Source organism: Ruegeria sp. C2, assembly GCF_056537765.1.
Window position 1 is genome coordinate 101,032 of sequence record NZ_JBQFRZ010000006.1, and the last position, 17,772, is coordinate 118,803.

General features: G+C 58.2%; 19 protein-coding genes. 6 read left to right on the plus strand and 13 right to left on the minus strand.

Annotated elements, in window-relative coordinates; translation table 11 throughout:
* A complete protein-coding gene (hspQ, locus tag ACR0IV_RS16775) occupies positions 1 to 327 on the minus strand; it encodes a heat shock protein HspQ (protein WP_480471740.1) in 327 nt (108 codons plus the stop codon).
* Positions 328 to 407: 80 nt separating this feature from the next.
* Here hspQ and ACR0IV_RS16780 point away from each other — a divergent pair, with 80 nt between their 5' ends.
* Complete coding sequence (locus ACR0IV_RS16780) at positions 408 to 1,289, plus strand: AEC family transporter (RefSeq protein WP_480659782.1); 882 nt, start codon at positions 408 to 410, stop codon at positions 1,287 to 1,289.
* 60 nt (positions 1,290 to 1,349) lie between these two features.
* Entirely contained in the window at positions 1,350 to 1,931 is a 582-nt protein-coding gene (locus ACR0IV_RS16785) for a transglycosylase SLT domain-containing protein (RefSeq protein ID WP_480659783.1), read from the plus strand.
* 10 nt (positions 1,932 to 1,941) lie between these two features.
* Here ACR0IV_RS16785 and ACR0IV_RS16790 read toward each other — a convergent pair whose 3' ends face one another.
* The 4 genes from ACR0IV_RS16790 to ACR0IV_RS16805 form a co-directional block, all read right to left on the minus strand.
* A complete protein-coding gene (locus ACR0IV_RS16790; protein ID WP_480659785.1) occupies positions 1,942 to 2,538 on the minus strand; it encodes a LolA family protein in 597 nt (198 codons plus the stop codon).
* Between the two features lie 39 nt (positions 2,539 to 2,577).
* Positions 2,578 to 5,460 carry a DNA translocase FtsK gene (locus ACR0IV_RS16795; protein ID WP_480659786.1) on the minus strand — a complete coding sequence of 961 codons (2,883 nt, stop codon included), beginning with the start codon at positions 5,458 to 5,460 and terminating at the stop codon, positions 2,578 to 2,580.
* A gap of 14 nt (positions 5,461 to 5,474) precedes the next feature.
* Complete coding sequence (locus ACR0IV_RS16800; RefSeq protein ID WP_480659787.1) at positions 5,475 to 6,656, minus strand: aminotransferase class I/II-fold pyridoxal phosphate-dependent enzyme; 1,182 nt, start codon at positions 6,654 to 6,656, stop codon at positions 5,475 to 5,477.
* 108 nt (positions 6,657 to 6,764) lie between these two features.
* Positions 6,765 to 8,093 (minus strand): amidase, encoded by a 1,329-nt coding sequence (locus ACR0IV_RS16805; protein ID WP_480659788.1) that lies wholly within the window; start codon positions 8,091 to 8,093, stop codon positions 6,765 to 6,767.
* Positions 8,094 to 8,145: 52 nt separating this feature from the next.
* Here ACR0IV_RS16805 and ACR0IV_RS16810 point away from each other — a divergent pair, with 52 nt between their 5' ends.
* On the plus strand, positions 8,146 to 9,408 hold the full coding sequence (locus ACR0IV_RS16810) for an FAD-dependent monooxygenase (protein WP_480734412.1): 1,263 nt from the start codon (positions 8,146 to 8,148) through the stop codon (positions 9,406 to 9,408).
* Here ACR0IV_RS16810 and ACR0IV_RS16815 read toward each other — a convergent pair.
* The 6 genes from ACR0IV_RS16815 to ACR0IV_RS16840 all read right to left on the minus strand — a co-directional run bounded on the left by ACR0IV_RS16815 (position 9,405) and on the right by ACR0IV_RS16840 (position 13,504).
* The gene (locus ACR0IV_RS16815) at positions 9,405 to 9,590 is read right to left on the minus strand and encodes a Trm112 family protein (protein WP_480471732.1); all 186 of its coding nucleotides are present in this window, start codon (positions 9,588 to 9,590) and stop codon (positions 9,405 to 9,407) included. The two genes, ACR0IV_RS16810 and ACR0IV_RS16815, sit on opposite strands and share 4 nt — an antisense overlap.
* Positions 9,587 to 10,228, minus strand: a complete 642-nt coding sequence (locus ACR0IV_RS16820; protein ID WP_480659790.1) for an LON peptidase substrate-binding domain-containing protein — start codon at positions 10,226 to 10,228, stop codon at positions 9,587 to 9,589. Before ACR0IV_RS16820 ends, ACR0IV_RS16815 begins: the two co-directional genes overlap by 4 nt.
* Before the next feature lie 27 nt (positions 10,229 to 10,255).
* Positions 10,256 to 11,173: a tetratricopeptide repeat protein gene (locus ACR0IV_RS16825; protein WP_480471730.1), complete on the minus strand. Its 918-nt coding sequence runs from the start codon at positions 11,171 to 11,173 to the stop codon at positions 10,256 to 10,258.
* 87 nt (positions 11,174 to 11,260) lie between these two features.
* On the minus strand, positions 11,261 to 12,049 hold the full coding sequence (locus ACR0IV_RS16830; protein ID WP_480659791.1) for an exodeoxyribonuclease III: 789 nt from the start codon (positions 12,047 to 12,049) through the stop codon (positions 11,261 to 11,263).
* Between the two features lie 113 nt (positions 12,050 to 12,162).
* On the minus strand, positions 12,163 to 12,630 hold the full coding sequence (locus tag ACR0IV_RS16835; protein WP_480659793.1) for a GNAT family N-acetyltransferase: 468 nt from the start codon (positions 12,628 to 12,630) through the stop codon (positions 12,163 to 12,165).
* 187 nt (positions 12,631 to 12,817) lie between these two features.
* Positions 12,818 to 13,504: a response regulator transcription factor gene (locus ACR0IV_RS16840; protein WP_480471727.1), complete on the minus strand. Its 687-nt coding sequence runs from the start codon at positions 13,502 to 13,504 to the stop codon at positions 12,818 to 12,820.
* A 162-nt stretch (positions 13,505 to 13,666) separates the two neighbouring features.
* Here ACR0IV_RS16840 and ribA point away from each other — a divergent pair, with 162 nt between their 5' ends.
* A complete protein-coding gene (gene ribA / locus ACR0IV_RS16845; RefSeq protein WP_480659794.1) occupies positions 13,667 to 14,761 on the plus strand; it encodes a GTP cyclohydrolase II in 1,095 nt (364 codons plus the stop codon).
* Positions 14,758 to 15,258, plus strand: a complete 501-nt coding sequence (locus ACR0IV_RS16850; RefSeq protein ID WP_480659795.1) for a L,D-transpeptidase family protein — start codon at positions 14,758 to 14,760, stop codon at positions 15,256 to 15,258. Before ribA ends, ACR0IV_RS16850 begins: the two co-directional genes overlap by 4 nt.
* Here ACR0IV_RS16850 and ACR0IV_RS16855 read toward each other — a convergent pair.
* Entirely contained in the window at positions 15,242 to 15,901 is a 660-nt protein-coding gene (locus ACR0IV_RS16855) for a YggS family pyridoxal phosphate-dependent enzyme (protein WP_480659796.1), read from the minus strand. The two genes, ACR0IV_RS16850 and ACR0IV_RS16855, sit on opposite strands and share 17 nt — an antisense overlap.
* A 104-nt stretch (positions 15,902 to 16,005) precedes the next feature.
* The gene (locus ACR0IV_RS16860) at positions 16,006 to 16,989 is read right to left on the minus strand and encodes a porin (protein ID WP_480659797.1); all 984 of its coding nucleotides are present in this window, start codon (positions 16,987 to 16,989) and stop codon (positions 16,006 to 16,008) included.
* A 281-nt stretch (positions 16,990 to 17,270) separates the two neighbouring features.
* On the opposite strand from ACR0IV_RS16860, the gene ACR0IV_RS16865 reads away from it, so the two are divergent.
* Positions 17,271 to 17,756, plus strand: a complete 486-nt coding sequence (locus ACR0IV_RS16865) for a DUF3576 domain-containing protein (protein ID WP_480471722.1) — start codon at positions 17,271 to 17,273, stop codon at positions 17,754 to 17,756.
* Positions 17,757 to 17,772: the final 16 nt, after the last annotated feature.

Consider the following 17,772-nt stretch of genomic DNA (forward strand, 5'->3'; position numbering starts at 1 on the left):
TCAGTTCAACTGGAAATGCAGTGGATATGATCCGTCCTGAAACGGTCCGAACATATTGGGGATATCGGGGTGGTCCACGGGCTCCCCGGATTGGTCCTCAACCAAATTTTGTTCTGAAACATAAGCCACATAGAAGGATTGGTCGTTTTCAGCCAGCAGATGGTAGAACGGCTGATCCTTCAACGGACGGCTGTCTTCCGGGATGGCCTGATACCATTCCTCAGAGTTGGAAAACTCCGGATCGACATCAAAAATCACCCCTCGAAAAGGGTGTCTACGGTGTCGGACCACCTGTCCCAGGCGGTACTTGGCGTGTGTCTTTAGCATTGTTTCAGCCCCCAAAGAGGTTAGTACATCTTTTCCGGCGGAAATGCCAATCATTGAACTGAAATTCGGGGAAACAGTTTGTGAACCTTCTACTAACAGTGTTCGAAATCGTGGCCCCGGTGTTCTTATTGTCGGGCATTGGATTCACTTGGGTAAAGCTGGGTTTTGAGTATCGGCTGCAGTTCGTCACGCGCCTCGCCGTGACACTGGCAGTACCCAGTCTGATCTTCGTGGCCCTCATGCAAACCGACATCCCAGGGGGCGAACTGACACTCTTCACCCTCGCGGCTATCGCCTCGCATGTGGCTTTGGCAATTGTGTTTTGGATCTTCGTCCGGGTCACGGGAATGGAGCAGCGGACCTATCTGGCCCCACTCATCTTCGGCAATACCGGCAATCTTGGCTTACCCCTCTGCATCTTTGCCTTTGGACAGGCCGGGCTGGGCTATGCGGTGATCTTTCTCGCCGTTACCGCGTTGTTTTCCTTCACCTATGGCATCTATTTGGTCGCCGGACGCGGCGCCTTTGGCAAGGTCCTGCGCGAGCCCATGGTCTGGGCTACGCTGCTTGGCGCTCTGTTCTTGTGGCGTGGATGGGAAACGCCGTTGTTCCTGACCAACACACTGGATCTGCTGGGACAAATGGCAATCCCGATGATGCTGATCACCGTGGGCGTCGCGATTGCGCGGTTGACGACACGGAAACTGGCGCAGGCGATCTGGCTCTCGCTGCTCAAACTGGCGGTCTGTTTCGGACTTGGTTGGATCATCGCAGTCGGTTTCGATCTGGGGCCGGTGGCCTTCGGCGTGCTTGTTTTGCAGATGTGTACGCCCGTCGCAGTGACCTCATACCTGCTGGCCGAACGGTTTGAAGCAGACTCCGACGCGGTTGCAGGCATGGTCATGGTCTCTACCGTGTTGTCCGTCGCAGCACTGCCAATAATTCTTGCTATTATTCTGTAGCGAATGTGATTTCCTCGGGGCTCAATCTGCGCTAGAATAAAGAAAAAAGGCACGAGGCACATGAGCAGAATTCTTTTCGTACTCTTCGGGGTGCTGCTTTTGGCATCCTGTGGTGGCGGGTCGAAGCAGCCGCCAAGCAGACTGAATGACGCGTGCAGCATTGCGCGCGAAAAGCCCGACTATATCAAGGCCTTCAAAAGCACCGAACGCAAATGGGGTGTTCCCGTTCACGTTCAGATGGCCACGATTTATCAGGAAAGCCGCTATCGTCACGATGCGCGCACGCCGCACAAATATGTGCTGGGCGTGATCCCGATGGGCCGTCAAAGCAGCGCATACGGCTATGGTCAGGCGCTGGATGGCACTTGGGAGCAATACCAGCGCGAAACCGGCAAGCGCCGGGCCAAGCGGGATCGCATCCGCGATGCGTCGGATTTCATCGGCTGGTATATGAACAAAAGCTATGAACGCAACGGCATCCATCCCAGCGATACGCGCAACCAGTATCTGGCCTATCACGAAGGTCATACCGGATTTGCGCGCGGCAGCTACAACAGCAAATCATGGCTGTTGAACGTCGCCAGCGATGTGGACGCCCGCGCGCAACTGTATCAGGCGCAACTGGCCAATTGCCGCTATTGAACCTGTCGGGTCAGCGATCACCTGACCCGATACGGGTTTTCTTGGAGAACACACTCTGATCGAGGTTTCCACCCTCGGTCAGCGGCCCCAGTAGGACAGTCGTTTGGCTGCCTGCATTGTCATGAATCACCCATTTCCGCAGTTCAACCGGGTCTGAGGTAAACATCAGCTCGATCCGGCCACTGTCCGGGTTCTTCGGATCCTGCGCAGTCACGACCGTAGCGGTGCCGTCAAAGTCGTGACCGACGACCATATTGGCCTGCGACAGGTTCACATTCCGCGCCAGCACCAAGGACAAGGGCGTGCGTTTCAGCGGGTACTGCTCGGGCGGTTGGTTCGATTTCGGGTCGAATATCTGCACCGTTCCGGCTCGCGCCAGCACCACCGCGCTGTTGGGCGGATCATATTCGAAGCGCATCTTGCCCGGGCGCTGCAGCCACAGCTTACCGGTGCTAAGTGAACCGTCATCATTCACCTGCGTGAACGTGGTCTGAACCGTTTTCATCTGGTTCAGATAGTTGGATATCTGTGACAGCGGCAGCTTTTCAGCCGCCCAAGCGGCGGGCGCAGCCAGTGTCAGAGCAAGGGCAAAAGCAATCTGTTTCATGAGACCCAGATAAGCGTTCTGCCCTTGTTATTAAATATCCTACTGCTCAGGAACGAGGATTTCGCGTTTGCCCACGTGATTTGCCCCAGAAACAACACCTTCGTCTTCCATTTGCTCAACAAGCCGCGCGGCTTTGTTGTAGCCAATGGCGAGTTTCCGCTGAATGTAAGAGGTGGAGCATTTGCGATCCTTGATCACAATCGCCACCGCCTGATCATACAGGGCGTCTTCTCCGTTGGTATTGCCGCCCGTATTCAGGCCCAGAACGGCGTCGATATTGTCAGCTTTTTCCTCGGCAGGGCCATCGACCACGCCGCTCATGTAATCCGGCGGGCCGAACTGTTTCAGATGGTTGACGATTTCCTCGACCTCTTCATCCGAGACAAAGGGCCCGTGGCAACGGGTGATCTTGGCACCACCCGCCATGTAAAGCATATCGCCCTGCCCCAGCAGTTGCTCGGCGCCCATCTCGCCCAGAATGGTGCGGCTGTCGACCTTCGAGGTCACCTGGAACGAAATCCTTGTTGGGAAGTTCGCCTTGATGGTCCCGGTGATCACATCGACCGAGGGGCGCTGTGTGGCCATGATCAGGTGAATACCCGAGGCCCGCGCCATCTGCGCCAGACGTTGAATGCAGGCTTCGATTTCTTTGCCGGCGACCATCATCAGGTCGGCCATCTCATCGACAATGACAACGATATAGGGCATCGACTCGGGCGCGAATTCCTCTGTCTCGAACATGGGCTCACCGGTTTCATCATCGAACCCGGTCTGAACCGTGCGGCTGAACAGCTCACCCTTGGCCAGCGCGTCCTTCACGCGACCGTTGTAGCCTGCGATATTACGCACGCCCATCTTGGACATCTTGCGATAGCGATCCTCCATCTCGCCGACCACCCATTTCAAGGCGACAACCGCCTTTTTCGGGTCGGTCACAACAGGCGACAGCAAATGCGGAATGCCGTCATAAACAGACAGCTCCAGCATCTTGGGATCGATCATGATCAGGCGGCATTCGTCCGGTGTAAGCTTGTAAAGCAGCGACAGGATCATCGTGTTGATCGCCACCGATTTACCCGAACCAGTCGTACCGGCAATCAGCAGGTGAGGCATCTTGGCCAGGTTCGCCACAACGGACTCACCGCCGATATCCTTGCCCAGCGCCAACGGCAGAGCATGATTACCATCACCGAAATCGCGGCTGGCGAGGATTTCGCGCAGCACCACCATCTCGCGGTTTTCATTCGGCAATTCGATACCGATGACCGAGCGGCCCGGCAGGGTCGAAACCCGCGCCGACAGCGCCGACATCGAGCGTGCGATATCATCGGCCAGACCGATTACCCGACTGGCTTTCAGGCCCGGGGCCGGTTCCAATTCGTACATGGTGACAACAGGACCGGGGCGAACGCTGACGATCTCGCCCTTGACGCCGTAGTCGTCCAACACGTTTTCCAGCATCCGGGCATTTTCCTCCAGCGCCTCATCACTCAGGTGATGGCGCTGAATGCTGGCCGGGTTGGACAGCAGACCAAGAGGGGGTAGCTCAAAATCGCTGTGCTTTTCCTCAAATGACAAGGTTGGCTGCGCCTCAGCCTGTGCCCGACGCGATGGCGGGGGTGCGCGGCGCACTGGCTGTGCCACAACCGGCTTGCGCGGTTCAGCAACAGGGATTTTTACAGCCTGACGCGGCTGCGGCGCGGGCTCTTCAAACACGGCCTCGTCATCATAATCCGGCTCGTCCACATAAGCCTGCTGAGCTTGCCAATCAGCTTCATCCGCCGCGCTCAACGGCGGCTCGACCGGTAGTGCTGCTGAGGTTATGGGTGGTTCCGGCGGAAGCTCATCCACGGGTCCGGCATTCAGGATTAGCGGATCGGGCCCACGCCCGCGCCCCTTGGTCAGCGGCAGGCTCGGATCAGGCTCAGGTGCCATCTGCCCTGCGGCCACTTTACGGTTGCGCACAGCGGCAGAGATCTTTGACCGGATGCGGTCCTCTTTAGGCATGTCGTAGTAGCCCTCGACCGCGACGGGATCGATCAGTTCGGGCTCGGGCATCGGATCGGGACGACGGATCAGCGACGGCATCCGCGCTAGCAGACCCAACTTTGCTTCAGGCTCGGGTGTCTCCAGTTCGGGCTCTTCAAAAATCGGGTCGGCATAGGCCAGATCATCGTCAAACTCTGCCTGCACCGGCACGGCACGTTCCGCCCGACGCTCAGCCCATTGCGCGCGACGATCACGCGCCGCCTGCGCCGTGACCGAGGCCCCACGCCCCAAAGCGTTCATCAACAGGTCATAGGCCATGACAAGACCCAGCAGGAAAGCACGGAAGCCCTTGCGCACATCCGCTTTGGTAAAGCCCAGCACAAACACACCCAGCGCCAACATGCCCACCGCCATGGCAAGCGACATCAACTTGACCAGAAAATGCGACGAGATCGGCAGCAGCGTCAGCAAAGCACCCATCACCGTGTCACCAAACAGACCACCTAGCCCGTAGCTGTGCGTCGCACGCCATTCAGCACCCGGGACCAGCGTGGCGGCATAGACCGCCAGAACGGCGATCCAGATCGGAGCGAATATCAGGCGGGCAATCGCACGCTCTTCCCCGAAATGACCGGCAAAGCGCACGCCCCATGTAGCCAGTACCAGCGCCACGCCAAAGCTGCCCCAGCCCACAATCATGAACAAAGGTGCGGCGATCGAGGCGCCCACACGTCCCATCCAATTCTGCACCGGCGCATCGGTCGACACCATCCAGTTCGGATCATCCGGCGTATAAGACCAGACCATCGCAGCGGCAGCCATGCCGAGCAGGATCAGAGCGATCCCGATCAGTTCCTTACTGCGCCGCTCGATGGCGGCTTGCGTGGTGCTATCCAGTAACGGGTCGCGGTTGCGCGCGTTCAATGATGCCATTTTGCCCTCGTACCTCACGAATAGATGCAGTCGCGGAGCGTGATCAGCCCGCGCTTCATCTCTGTTTTTGGGGCCACCATGGCGACCCGGATAAATTGCTCGCCCGGGTTTTGCCCCGGATCACCTTGAGAAAGATATGCACCCGGCAGAACCCGAACGCCGGTTTCCTGCCAAAGCTTCAATGCAGTTTCTTCGCCGTTTTCGACGGGTAGCCACAGGAAGAACCCTGCCTCGGGCGGCATATAGCCTTGCACGCCTGCAAAGACTTCATCCGCAATGGCGTATTTTTCCTGATAGAGCGCGCGGTTTTCCTGCACATGTACCTCGTCCGCCCAAACCTTGGCGGCAGCGGCCTGCAACGGTGCGGGCAAGGGGGCACCCGCATAGCTGCGCAACAGTTTGACACGGCTGATCGTCTCAGGCCCGCCCGCGATAAGGCCGGACCGCAATCCGGCCAGATTTGATCGCTTGGACAGTGAGTTGAACAGCGTAACCCGCTCGGGATCAGCGTCCAGTTCCTGCGCAACGGTCAGCGCGCCCACCGGGGCGGTGTCGCGGTAAATCTCGGAGTAACATTCATCCGCAAAGATGCGGAAATCGTACTTCTCGGCCAATTGGATCAACTCAGCCCAATAATCGCGCGAGGCGACCGCCCCCTGAGGGTTCGCGGGTGAACAGATGTAGGCAACGGCGGTGCGGTTCAGCACCTCTTCGGGCAGGCCTGCATAGTCAGGCAAATGGCCGGTCGCAGCGGTTGCAGGTACAAAATAGGGCTGCGCGCCGACCGAAATCGAGGCGACCATGTAAACCTGATAAAACGGGTTCGGGCACAGGATGATTGGCTGCTGTCCGTTCTTCTGCTCGGGGCACAACGCCATTGCGGCATTGTACAGACCCTCGCGCGTGCCGTTCAGTGCCATCACATTGGCATCTGCATCCATCGACACGCCATAGCGGCGGTTGACCCAGCCCGCGATTGCAGCGCGCAGCGCGGGCGAGCCTTCGTTCGGGGGATAGCCCTGAAACCCCGCGGCATTTTCCATGATCACATCGGTCACCCAGGACGGGAAATCGTGCTTGGGCTCGCCAATGGTCATGTGAACGACGTCACCGCCCGGCTGATGGTGATCCAACAGAGCGCGCAGACGCGGGAATGCATATTCCGGTAGGTTCGAAAACCGCTCGGGGAAATTCATAATACTGCCTCAATTTCGGGGTCATTTTGCGCCCCGTTTCCTGGCAGATTACAGATCGGGGCACCCCTCGTCCAGACAAAGAGGTTCCGAATCAGGGGATTGTGGCATTCAGGTCAAAGCGCTTTCAGCCGCTGATCCGAGCCGCAGCAAGGCCTCTTCCGACCCCGGATAGCCCAGCATCATCAACCCGCAACCGGGTGTTCCCGTGGGCAGGGTCAGCGCCGCGAGCCCCATCAGATTGCCGATCCTTGTGTTGCGCAAGGCCAATAGATTCTCGGTGACATAGTAGTCATGATCATTCATCAGCCGATCCAGATTGGGCGGCAGGATCGGTGCCGTCGGGGCGAGTACGGCATCAAATCCGGCAGTTGCCATATCCCAAGCTTGTCGGCAGGCGGTCAGTTTTGACCAGGCGGCCACGTAATCGGGGCCGGTATAGACTTTGCCCATGCGGAATCGTTCAAGGATTTCGGGATACATTGCGTCGGGGTTCGCTTCGATCACATCGCACCACAGGCCATAGGCTTCGGTCGTATAGAGCACACCTGACAAGCTCATCGCGTCGTTCAGCTCTGGCACCTCAAGCGGGACAATCTCGGCCCCCGCTTCTTTCAGGCGCGCCAGAGCCTCGTCATAAGCCTTGGCCGGGGCCTCGCGCAGATCGTCCTTGGCCACGTTCTGTAGGTCGGCAAAGCGGCGGCCTGTCAAAGACGCGCCGCGCAGGTCTGCCGGAGCGGTGCCCTCAAGCGCGGCAAGCATATGCGCAGCGTCCTCAACTGACCGCGTCAGAGGTCCGACCGTGTCGAACTTCAGGCAAAGCGGTACGACGCCTTCAAGGCTCACGCGTCCGGCTGTGGTTTTAAGCCCCACCAAATCATTCCACGCTGAAGGGATCCGTACAGATCCACCGGTGTCAGACCCGATGCCACAGGCCGCAAGCCCCCACGCGACCGAGGCCCCTGCCCCCGAGGACGATCCGCCCGGCACCGCATCTTCGTCATTCACGCAAGGCGGTGTGGCCGTCACTGGATTGAGACCCAGACCCGAGAAGGCCAGTTCACTCATATGCGTTTTGCCCAGACAAACCGTGCCCATCGCGGTCGCATTGCGCAGCACTTGCGCGTCCGCCTCGGGCACGCGGCCTTTCAGCAAGGCCGAACCGGCCTCAGTTCCTACACCGGCGGTGTCAAACAGGTCTTTCCAACTGATCGGGACACCATCCAGCAAAGACCGACGCAGGCCGAGTTTGGCCCGCTCTTGCGCTGCTTGGGCCTCGGCGCGAGCGCGGTCATGGGTGACGCGGGCATAAATGCGGTCCCGGTGTGGATGGGCGTCGATGGCGCTCAGATAGGCCTCGGTCAGTTCAACCGGATCGATCTGTCCCATTCCGATGCCACGGCCCAAATCACATGCCGTCATGGTCAGCCAGTCTTGCATCCTGCCTCCTCCCGAGTATGCCCGTGTCCGGACGGTAGCGACAGGACCGCACATGGACAATCCCGAAAGGGCGCGCATATTGCAGCACATGGAACACAGATCCGACATCCTGATCGTTGGCGGCGGCCTGAACGGCCCCGCCCTTGCGCTGGCGCTGGCCCAGACCGGGCATTCAGTCACTGTTGTTGATGCTCTGGCCGAAAAAGTGCGCAAGAACGCGGCCTTTGATGGGCGCGCCTATGCGCTGGCACTGGCCTCGCAACGTCTGCTCGCCGCGATAGGCGTTTGGGAAAAGGTGGAAGAGCACGCCCAGCCGATGCTGGAGATCAAGGTCACCGACGGCCATGCCGGTGCTGGTCCTTCCCCGTTCTTCATGCATTTCGATCATGCCGAGATCGAAGAAGGCCCTATGGGCTATATGGTCGAAGATCGCCACTTGCGGCGGGCTTTTCTGGAGGCCATGGCCGAACAAGACAGGATCACCGAGATCAGCGGCAAAACGGTCGTGTCCCAGGACATCTCGGCAAACGGGGCGACGCTGACGCTGGATGACGGGTCCACGCTGTCGGGTAGCCTTCTGGTGGGTTGCGATGGTCGTCGCAGCGGCACCGCTATGCGCGCCGGAATCAAGCGCACCGGCTGGGACTATGGCCAGACCGCTCTGGTCTGCGCCATCGAACATGAATTGCCCCATCACGGTATAGCCCATCAGTTCTTCATGCCCCCCGGGCCATTGGCGATTTTACCGTTGACCGGCAACCGCAGCTCCATCGTGTGGAGCGAACGCACTCAGACAGCCGAACAGATCAACGCTTTGTCCGAGGCAGACTACTTGCAGATCCTGCGCCCGCGCTTCGGTGATTTCCTTGGCGATATCCGCCTGCAGGGCGACCGGTTCACCTATCCGCTGAACCTGACTATCGCCAACTCCTTCATCTCGGATCGGCTGGCCTTGGTCGGAGACGCCGCCCACGGCATGCACCCGATCGCCGGGCAGGGTCTGAATGCCGGTCTGCGTGATGTGGGTGCCCTGGCCGAGGTTCTGACCCTTGCAGGCCGACGTGGCGAGGATATCGGTTCAACGCTGGTGCTTGAGCGCTATCAGGAATGGCGCCGGTTCGACACTGCCGCGCTGGCAATGGCGACTGATGTGTTCAATAAGCTGTTTTCCAACGACAATCCGCTGCTTCGGATCGGTCGGGATATCGGCATGGGCATCGTCGGCTCTCTGCCCGGATTGCGCCGTGGTTTCGTGCGCGAGGCTGCGGGCCTGACCGGTGATCTGCCCAAGCTGCTGCAAGGGCGTCCGATTTAGTCCAGCTCTCGCGCCTCATCCGCCAGCATCACCGGGATGCCATTGCGGATAGGGAACGCCAGACCGGCGGCTTTGGACACCAGTTCCTGCCGCTCGGCGTCGTAGTGCAGGGTCGTATGGGTCTGAGGGCAAATCAGCGCTTCTAACATGTGGCGGTCAAAGGCGTGTTCGGGTGCGCTCATTGCAGTTTTTCCTCATTCGATCCGCCGCGCATGGCGAATTCAATCAATGTCACCAGGGTCTCGCGCCGGGTGCGCAGGCAAGGTGCCTCAAGCAGGGCCTGTTTTTCCTCGGGGTCGAATTCCAGCATCATCGACAGAGAATTGACCAGAAGCTCATCATCGGCGTCCTTCATCGTGTCCCAATCAGTCGACAACTGACGGGACGAGAAGAACCGCTCCAACAGCCTCAGGAACCGGTTTCGATCAAAGCAGTCATCCACCTCGGCCTTGCCCAGGTCACGGTCAAACCCATCCCATGATACCGAAGCGCGACGATAAGGGGTGAAACTATCAAGCTCCGCCCTGACCCGAAACCGCGATATACCGGTCAGCGTGATCAGATACCTGCCATCTTCAGTCTCTGAGAACTGCGTGACGCGACCGGCGCAACCGATCTGATGCAGCTTGGTTTCATCCCCCTGACAGGTGTTCGGCTGCACCATACCGATCAACCGTTCAGGCGTCTTCAGCGCGTCATCCAGCATCTGCAGATAACGCGGCTCGAAAACATGCAGCGGCAGACGGGAGCGTGGCAACAGCAACGCTCCGGGCAGAGGAAACACAGATACGGTTTCCGGCAGATCAGCAGGATGCATCATACAGTCGAGTGTAGCCCTGATCAGATTTTAGGCAAATATCATCGAGCTGAGCTTACGCCGCCCGTTCAGCACAATCGGATCGTTGGGCTTGAGCGCATCGAAGATCGTGAAGAGTTGGGCCTTGGCCGCACCCTCATTCCACTCGCGATCACGGCGGAACAATTCGAGCAATTGGGCGACCGCGTCTTCAACATCACCATTGGCATGCAGGGCCTGCGCCAGATCGAACCGGGCTTGATGGTTGTCGGGTTCCGCCTCAACCATTGCCGTCAGTTCGCCCACCGGACCCGCATCTGCGGCCTGCTTGGCCAATTCCAGCTGCGCATGCGCCGCCTCAACTTCGGGCGAGGTCGAAATCTCGGCCGGAGCACCATTGAGGATCGCCTCGGCCTGATCCAGATCGCCCAGCGCGATATGAGCACGCACCAGCCCGCCATAGGCTGCAGCGTGGTTGGGGTCTTCGCCCAGAATTGCCGCGAAGGTTTGCGCCGCATCCACTGCGGCCCCTTCGGTCAGCATCTCTTCGGCGGCCTGAACCGCATCATCCAACTGACCACCGGGGCTTTCGCCACCTGCAGCTTCGATTACGCGATCGATGAAAGCCTTGATCTCGGACCCGGGCAAAGCACCCTGAAATCCGTCGACCGGCTGGCCCTTGTAGAACGCATAGACAGTCGGGATCGATTGGATACGCAGTTGGCCGGCGATCATCTGCGCCTCATCCACGTTGATCTTGACCATCTTGACCGCGCCTTTGGCGGCCGTCACAGCCTCCTCCAGCGCGGGACCCAGCGTTTTGCAGGGGCCGCACCAGGGGGCCCAGAAATCAACGATGATCGGCATCTCTTGCGAGGCTTCGACCACATCGGCCATGAAGGTGGCCTCGGTCCCGTCCTTGATCAGATCGGTGGCATCAGAGCTGGCTGCGCCGTTCAGAAGGTCCATGGCAATTACTCTCTGGTTCGTATTTGCGCCCTATATGCAGCCACGCGGGTCAGAAACCAAGGGCTGAGTCGGGCGTTTTTGCATCAATCAGACGTCGAATGTCGCAAAAACCGGCGCGTGATCGCTGGGTTTCTCCCATCCGCGCGCATCGCGCAGAATCCGGCTGGAGTGGCCCGCGTTCGAGATATCGGGCGTGGCCCAGACGTGATCCAGCCTGCGCCCTTTGTCCGCCGCATCCCAATCACGCGCGCGATAGGACCACCAGCTGTAAAGCTGACCTTCGGGGATATCCTGCCGGGTGATATCGACCCATCCGCCCGCATCTTGTGTCTCGGCCAGCGTTTCAACTTCAATCGGCGTGTGCGACACCACCTTGAGCAGTTGTTTATGCGACCACACATCATCTTCGCGCGGGGCGATGTTCAGATCACCGACCAGAATGGATTTCTGCGGCTTTTCGGCGTTGAACCAATCCCGCATGTCGGTGAGGTAATCCAGCTTCTGGCCGAATTTTTCGTTCACTTCGCGGTCGGGAACATCCCCACCCGCGGGGACATAGAAATTGTGGATCGTCACACCATTCTCCAGCCGCCCCGCAATGTGACGCGCATGGCCGAGACCGGCGAAGTCCTTGTCGCCAACCTCTTCCATCGGCAGACGCGAAAGAATGGCGACCCCATTATAACCTTTCTGCCCCCGCGCAATCATGTGGGTGTAGCCAAGCTTGGCGAACCCTTCGGTCGGGATCTTGTCTACGGGCGACTTACACTCTTGCAGGCACAGCACATCCGGGGCCTCTTCTTCCAACAATTTCAGCACGATAGGTTCACGCAGACGGACAGAGTTGATGTTCCAGGTGGCAAGAGTGAAGGGCATATCAAGGGGTTCCTTTATCTCGATTTGCGCAGGTTAGCGCGCGACTGAGTAGGGTGCCATCGGAAAAAGTGAGTTATGTCTGCTGAATCATCGTACGGGTGGGATGCGAGTTCTTACTCGGTATCCATTCGGAATTTTTTGAAGGTCGCCCCATCATACTCAAATTCACCAACAAACTGCGCGCCCAACCGTGCCAGGGCACCCAAGTGTTGCCGCGATAGCGGTAGAAGAAACGTCACAAATGGAATACGCGGATCCGACACCGCATATTCAATTGCCAGACGCGTGATCCGCGCGCCAAGTCCAAATGACTCGGGTTTTAGAACCAGCCCATAATCCCATTCGTCGCCTTCCTTTTGAAATCCACCCCAGCCAACATAGTTTCCGTTTTGCAATATTGCCCAGTGTCCAAGACCGTCACGCGCCCAACACTCTTCCTTGACCTGGACGAAATGATCCACAGCCGCCCGGTTCCAGGTGCCCTTTAACAGGGGCAAATGTTCAGCCAACCGAGGGTCAGACATGTGCGAAAGTATGTCTTCCGGATCAACCTCGGACAGGCGCGTGAAGGTTATCTTCATCTTAGACTCTGATCGTGATCGCATTCCTGAATTCAGGCAATCAAACAGCTGTGCACTAAAAAAAGCCGGGCCATCAGGCCCGGCAGTCCAACAGGGAGGTACATGTCATAACCCGGACATGCACGGGTTGGGAGTAAACTAATTATGCCTCAAGAGTATCACTTTGATCCAAGTCAATCCACAAAGATCAAGAGACCAGACGATATCCACCCGATTCTGTGACCAAAAGGCGCGCATTTGACGGATCGGGCTCGATCTTCTGACGCAGGCGATAAATGTGGGTTTCCAGCGTATGGGTCGTGACACCCGCGTTGTAACCCCAGACCTCATGCAGCAATACATCGCGCGCCACAACGCCATCGGTCGAACGATAGAGGAACTTGAGGATGTTCGTCTCTTTCTCGGTCAGGCGGATTTTGCGATCATTCTCGGTCATCAGCATCTTCATGGCCGGTTTGAACGTGTAGGGGCCGAGGACGAAGACCGCATCTTCAGATTGCTCATGCTGGCGCAGTTGGGCACGGATGCGGGCCAGAAGAACCGGGAATTTGAACGGCTTAGGGACGTAGTCATTCGCACCGGCATCCAGGCCCAGGATAGTGTCGGCATCGCTGTCATGACCGGTCAGCATAAGGATCGGGCTTTTGACGCCCTGTTTGCGCATCAGACGGCACAGCTCGCGCCCATCGGTATCAGGCAGGCCCACGTCCAGGATGACCAGATCGTAAATCGCCTCGCGTGCACGCTCCATCGCGGATGCGCCATCGGATGCCTCGAACACATCAAAGTCTTCGGTCATCACAAGCTGTTCACTCAGCGCCTCGCGCAGGTCTTCATCGTCATCCACCAGCAGGATTTTCTTAAGCTGTGCCATTTCCGGTCCTCCTAAGCCTTTTCCACCACTTGCGCATAGAAGATGCAATCAGCAAGATTTGCTGCAATCGTTTCACGCCCTCGTGTCTGACGCGGAGGAAATGTTTCACATTCCCCGGTGATCAGGGTAGGAAAAAAGCCAGATCGTTACAGGGTAACATACATGAGTCTCTTTCCTGACATTGCCGAACTGCTCGCACGTGCGCGGGCCGATCTGCGCATGGGCGTGCCCGTCGTGCTGACGGATGATAGCGGATATAGCGTTCTGGCCCTGGCAACAGAGACTCTTAGCCCGCAGCGCCTGGCCGACCTGCGTGGTTTGGGAGGAGAGCCTGTCATTGCCATTACCGTGCGGCGGGCTGAAACGTTGAAAGCGCGAGCCTATGACGGGGATCTCGCCAGGGTATTGATTCCGGCTGATGTCGACCTGAACTGGGTGCAAGCGGTGGCCGACCCTTCGGACGATCTGAACGCACCGATGAAAGGTCCGCTGATGACCGAGCGGCACGGCAATGCAAACCTGCACCGCATCGCCATCGCGTTGGCTAAGTCGGCACATTTGCTGCCCGCTGCCGTCGTTTTGTCCATTGATGATGGACGCGCATTTGCCGTGACCCACGGCCTGACCTGCATCGATCACACGCGCGCAGCACCCCACCTTGCTGATCGCAGCGCCCTGCACGCCGTTGTGGCTGCGCGCCTGCCCATGGAAGTGTCAGAGGCCGGTCGTCTTCACGTCTTCCGCCCCGAAGATGGCGGAGAGGAGCATTATGCCGTCGAAATCGGCCGCCCCGATCGCGACAAGCCGGTTCTGGCCCGACTGCACTCTGCCTGCTTCACCGGTGATCTGATGGGCAGCTTGAAATGTGATTGCGGTCCGCAATTGCGTGGTGCGCTGGCCCAGATGGGGGCCGAAGGCTCCGGCGTTTTGCTCTATCTCAATCAAGAAGGCCGCGGGATCGGACTAGCCAACAAAATGCGCGCCTATTTCCTTCAGGATCAAGGCTTTGACACGGTCGAGGCCAACCATCGGCTGGGCTTTGAAGATGATGAGAGAGACTTCCGTTTGGGCTCTGACATCCTGAAATCGCTTGGTTTCAACTCCGTTCGCCTGCTGACCAATAACCCGGCCAAGATCGCGATGATGGAACGGACGGGCATCGCTGTCACCGAACGCGTACCTCTGAAAGTGGGCGAAACTGATCATAATCGCGGATATTTGGCAACCAAAGCGGCCAAATCGGGCCATCTGCTGTGACACCCGATGATCTTGTCCTGACCCCGCGCGGTATCCGGTTTGCGGGGCGTGTCTTTCCCTGCGCCATTGGCAAGGGCGGGTTAAGCGCTGCCAAACGCGAAGGCGACGGGGCGACCCCCGTTGGCACGCATCGTATTGTCGGATTGCTCTACCGCGCCGACCGTATCGCCCGCCCTGCTTCATGGGCGCGACCGATCAGGCCGCGTGATCTGTGGTCGGACGATAGCAAGGACAGCTCCTATAACCATCTTGTCCGGGCACCCTACGCATTTAGTCATGAAATACTACGCCGTGCCGATCCGCTCTATGATCTGGTTCTGATCACCGACTGGAACTGGCCGAATGCAATTCCCGGGCGTGGCTCTGCCATATTCTTGCATCAATGGCGTCGCCCGCGCTTTCCGACTGAAGGTTGCATTGCTTTTCGCCGCGATCATCTAAGATGGATTGCACGCCAAATCGCGCCCGGAACGCGCCTGATCATTCCTGAGGTTTGATCCGTTCACCAAAGATGGCCGAACCAACTCGCACGTGAGTCGCACCCAGTGCGATGGCGGATTCAAAATCGCCACTCATGCCCATCGAGAGGCCTTCCAAACCGTTGCGTTCAGCAATCTTTGCCAATAGCGCAAAGTGCAACGCCGGCTCCTCGTCAACCGGAGGCAGGCACATTAGCCCGCGTACTGGCAGGTCCAACGCACGGCACTCTGACACAAACGCATCGGCATCGGCGGGCAGGATTCCGGCCTTCTGCTCCTCTTCTCCAGTATTGACCTGAATGAACAGTTCTGGGCAGGCACCGATCTCTTGCGCCAGCCGGGCCAGAGTTTTCGCCAGTTTTGGACGATCGACCGAATGGATGGCGTCACAAAGCTCCATCGCTTGTCGTGCCTTGTTGGTCTGCAGCGGGCCAATAAGATGGAGTTCAATACCCGAGAACTTTTCGCGAAATGCAGGCCACTTGCCCGCCGCTTCCTGTACTCGATTTTCGCCAAAGCAACGATGGCCCTGATTCAGAACTGTCTCGACCCGCTCATTGGGCTGCACCTTGGACACTGCGATCAGTCGAACCGATCCGTGGGCACGCCCGGCGGCAGCTTCAGCTTTAGCGATGCGGTCGGAGATTTCTTGCAGCGACATGGGTGCCCTCGTTTTCATGGTAGCCGCAGAGAAACACCATGTGAGTACAAAAGAAAAGGGCAGGTCCTAAGACCTGCCCTTAAACTCTGGTGATTTAAATCAACTTAGAAGTTGAAGTTAACACCGAAGTCTGCGCGGGTTTGACCGTCTGCGTCACCAACTTTGGTGCGGCCAACGCCACCTTTCAGCGATACGCCGCCACCCAGATCCTGGATGAAGCCGATGCCGTACTGCTGGGTGTCGCCATCAGCCGAACCGTCGCCGTAAGCAGCCAGCAGTGTGGTTGCTGCGCCCAGGTTGTAGGCCAGCGAGAAGCCCCATGCGGTGCCGTCGGTTTCTTCACCTGCGTCGTTGAGCGGGGTGTCCGAATCGTCGGCTACAAACAGGGTACCGTTGAAGTCGCCGAAGTCTGCGCCCAGAGTCAGGACCAGCAGGCTCGGGTCAGAACCGCCACCAGCAGCGTCGGTCTGACCGTAGGCCAGAGCAGCTGTGATGTTGTTGAAGGTGTAGGTTGCGCTCAGATCCCAGGAATCTGCACCGCCCAGAGCGGCGTTGCCGTTCAAGGTCGAGTTCTGGTCATAAGACGCGCCAAAGGCGAAGTCACCAACAGCGTACTGGAAGAATACAGCGTTTGCACCTGCGCCGGTCGACGAGAACGACAGGAATTCATAGTCAACACCGGCGTACTGACCGATGAAGAATTCCAGGCCAGGCTCGTTACCGTAGTAGTTGGCCAGGTTGTCGATTGCGCCCGAAACGTTGCCTGCGTCAACGCGCAGACCGCCATAGATCGCCGAGAAACGTGCGCCGCTCAGCTGTGCGGAACCTGCTTCGCCAGTTGCTGCGCTTTCGTCAGCCTGCAGACGAACACGAGCCGAGAACTCAACGCCGCCGTCAGTTTCTGCGGTACCGTCGATGTTCAGACGGAAGCGCGAAACCAGGATGGTGTCGTCGATGTTGTCGTTGGTTGTCGAACGATCTTCCAGGTAGCCGATACCAAAACGACCGTAGCCGCTGAATTTAACGTCAGCTGCTGCAACGCTTGCCGTCGCGATCAGCGCGGTCGTTGCAAAGAGAACTTTTTTCATCTTGTTTCCCTCGGTTTCAAAGATTTTTCTACTCGACACATGCAAAGCACGCGTCTCAGCACGGTCACCGTTTCGCTTTTTTTGCCCCCTTTGCGCAAGCTTGGCATAAACGTCTTGCTGTCATTCGGCCCAAATTGGTGCAAGGATGCCACAGTCAAAATTCCGGCAAATCACATCACCCGCTCACGCCTATATGTAAAGAATAGGCTTGTTGCTGCACGGGTCCTTGTCTAGGAGTATCACCCGACAGTGCAAAACAAGTGATACGGGACCTTTTGACGATGCGCATGCTGACGATTCTGGGTTTGACCATAGGGATGGCCACCGTCTCGGCCTGCGGAGGAAAGCCGCCTCCGGGAAATGCTCGCATCCTCACCGCGGATGGGAGTTCGTCAGAGGAGCGTGAACTGAATGATCCGAATCGATCAACCATCTTTGATGTTTTTGGTCCTGACAATTCCGAGCAGATCACCAATGTGAACCGATATTTATGGTCGGCCTCGCTTGATGTTCTGAATTTCCTTCCGATTCAAGAGGTTGATCCTTTTACCGGCGTGATCGTAACCGGTTATGGCACCCCTCCGGGCGGAGGACGGCAATATCGTGCGACGGTGCATATCAGCGATCCGGCGCTTGCGGCCCGCTCTCTGTCCGTGTCCCTGCAAACAAGCGGAGGCTCTCCGGTCAGCGCAGCAACCAACCGTGCGGTCGAAGATGCGATCCTCTCTCGGGCGCGACAGCTACGGATTGCGGACAACAAGCTCTAGCAACCCGCAGAAAATC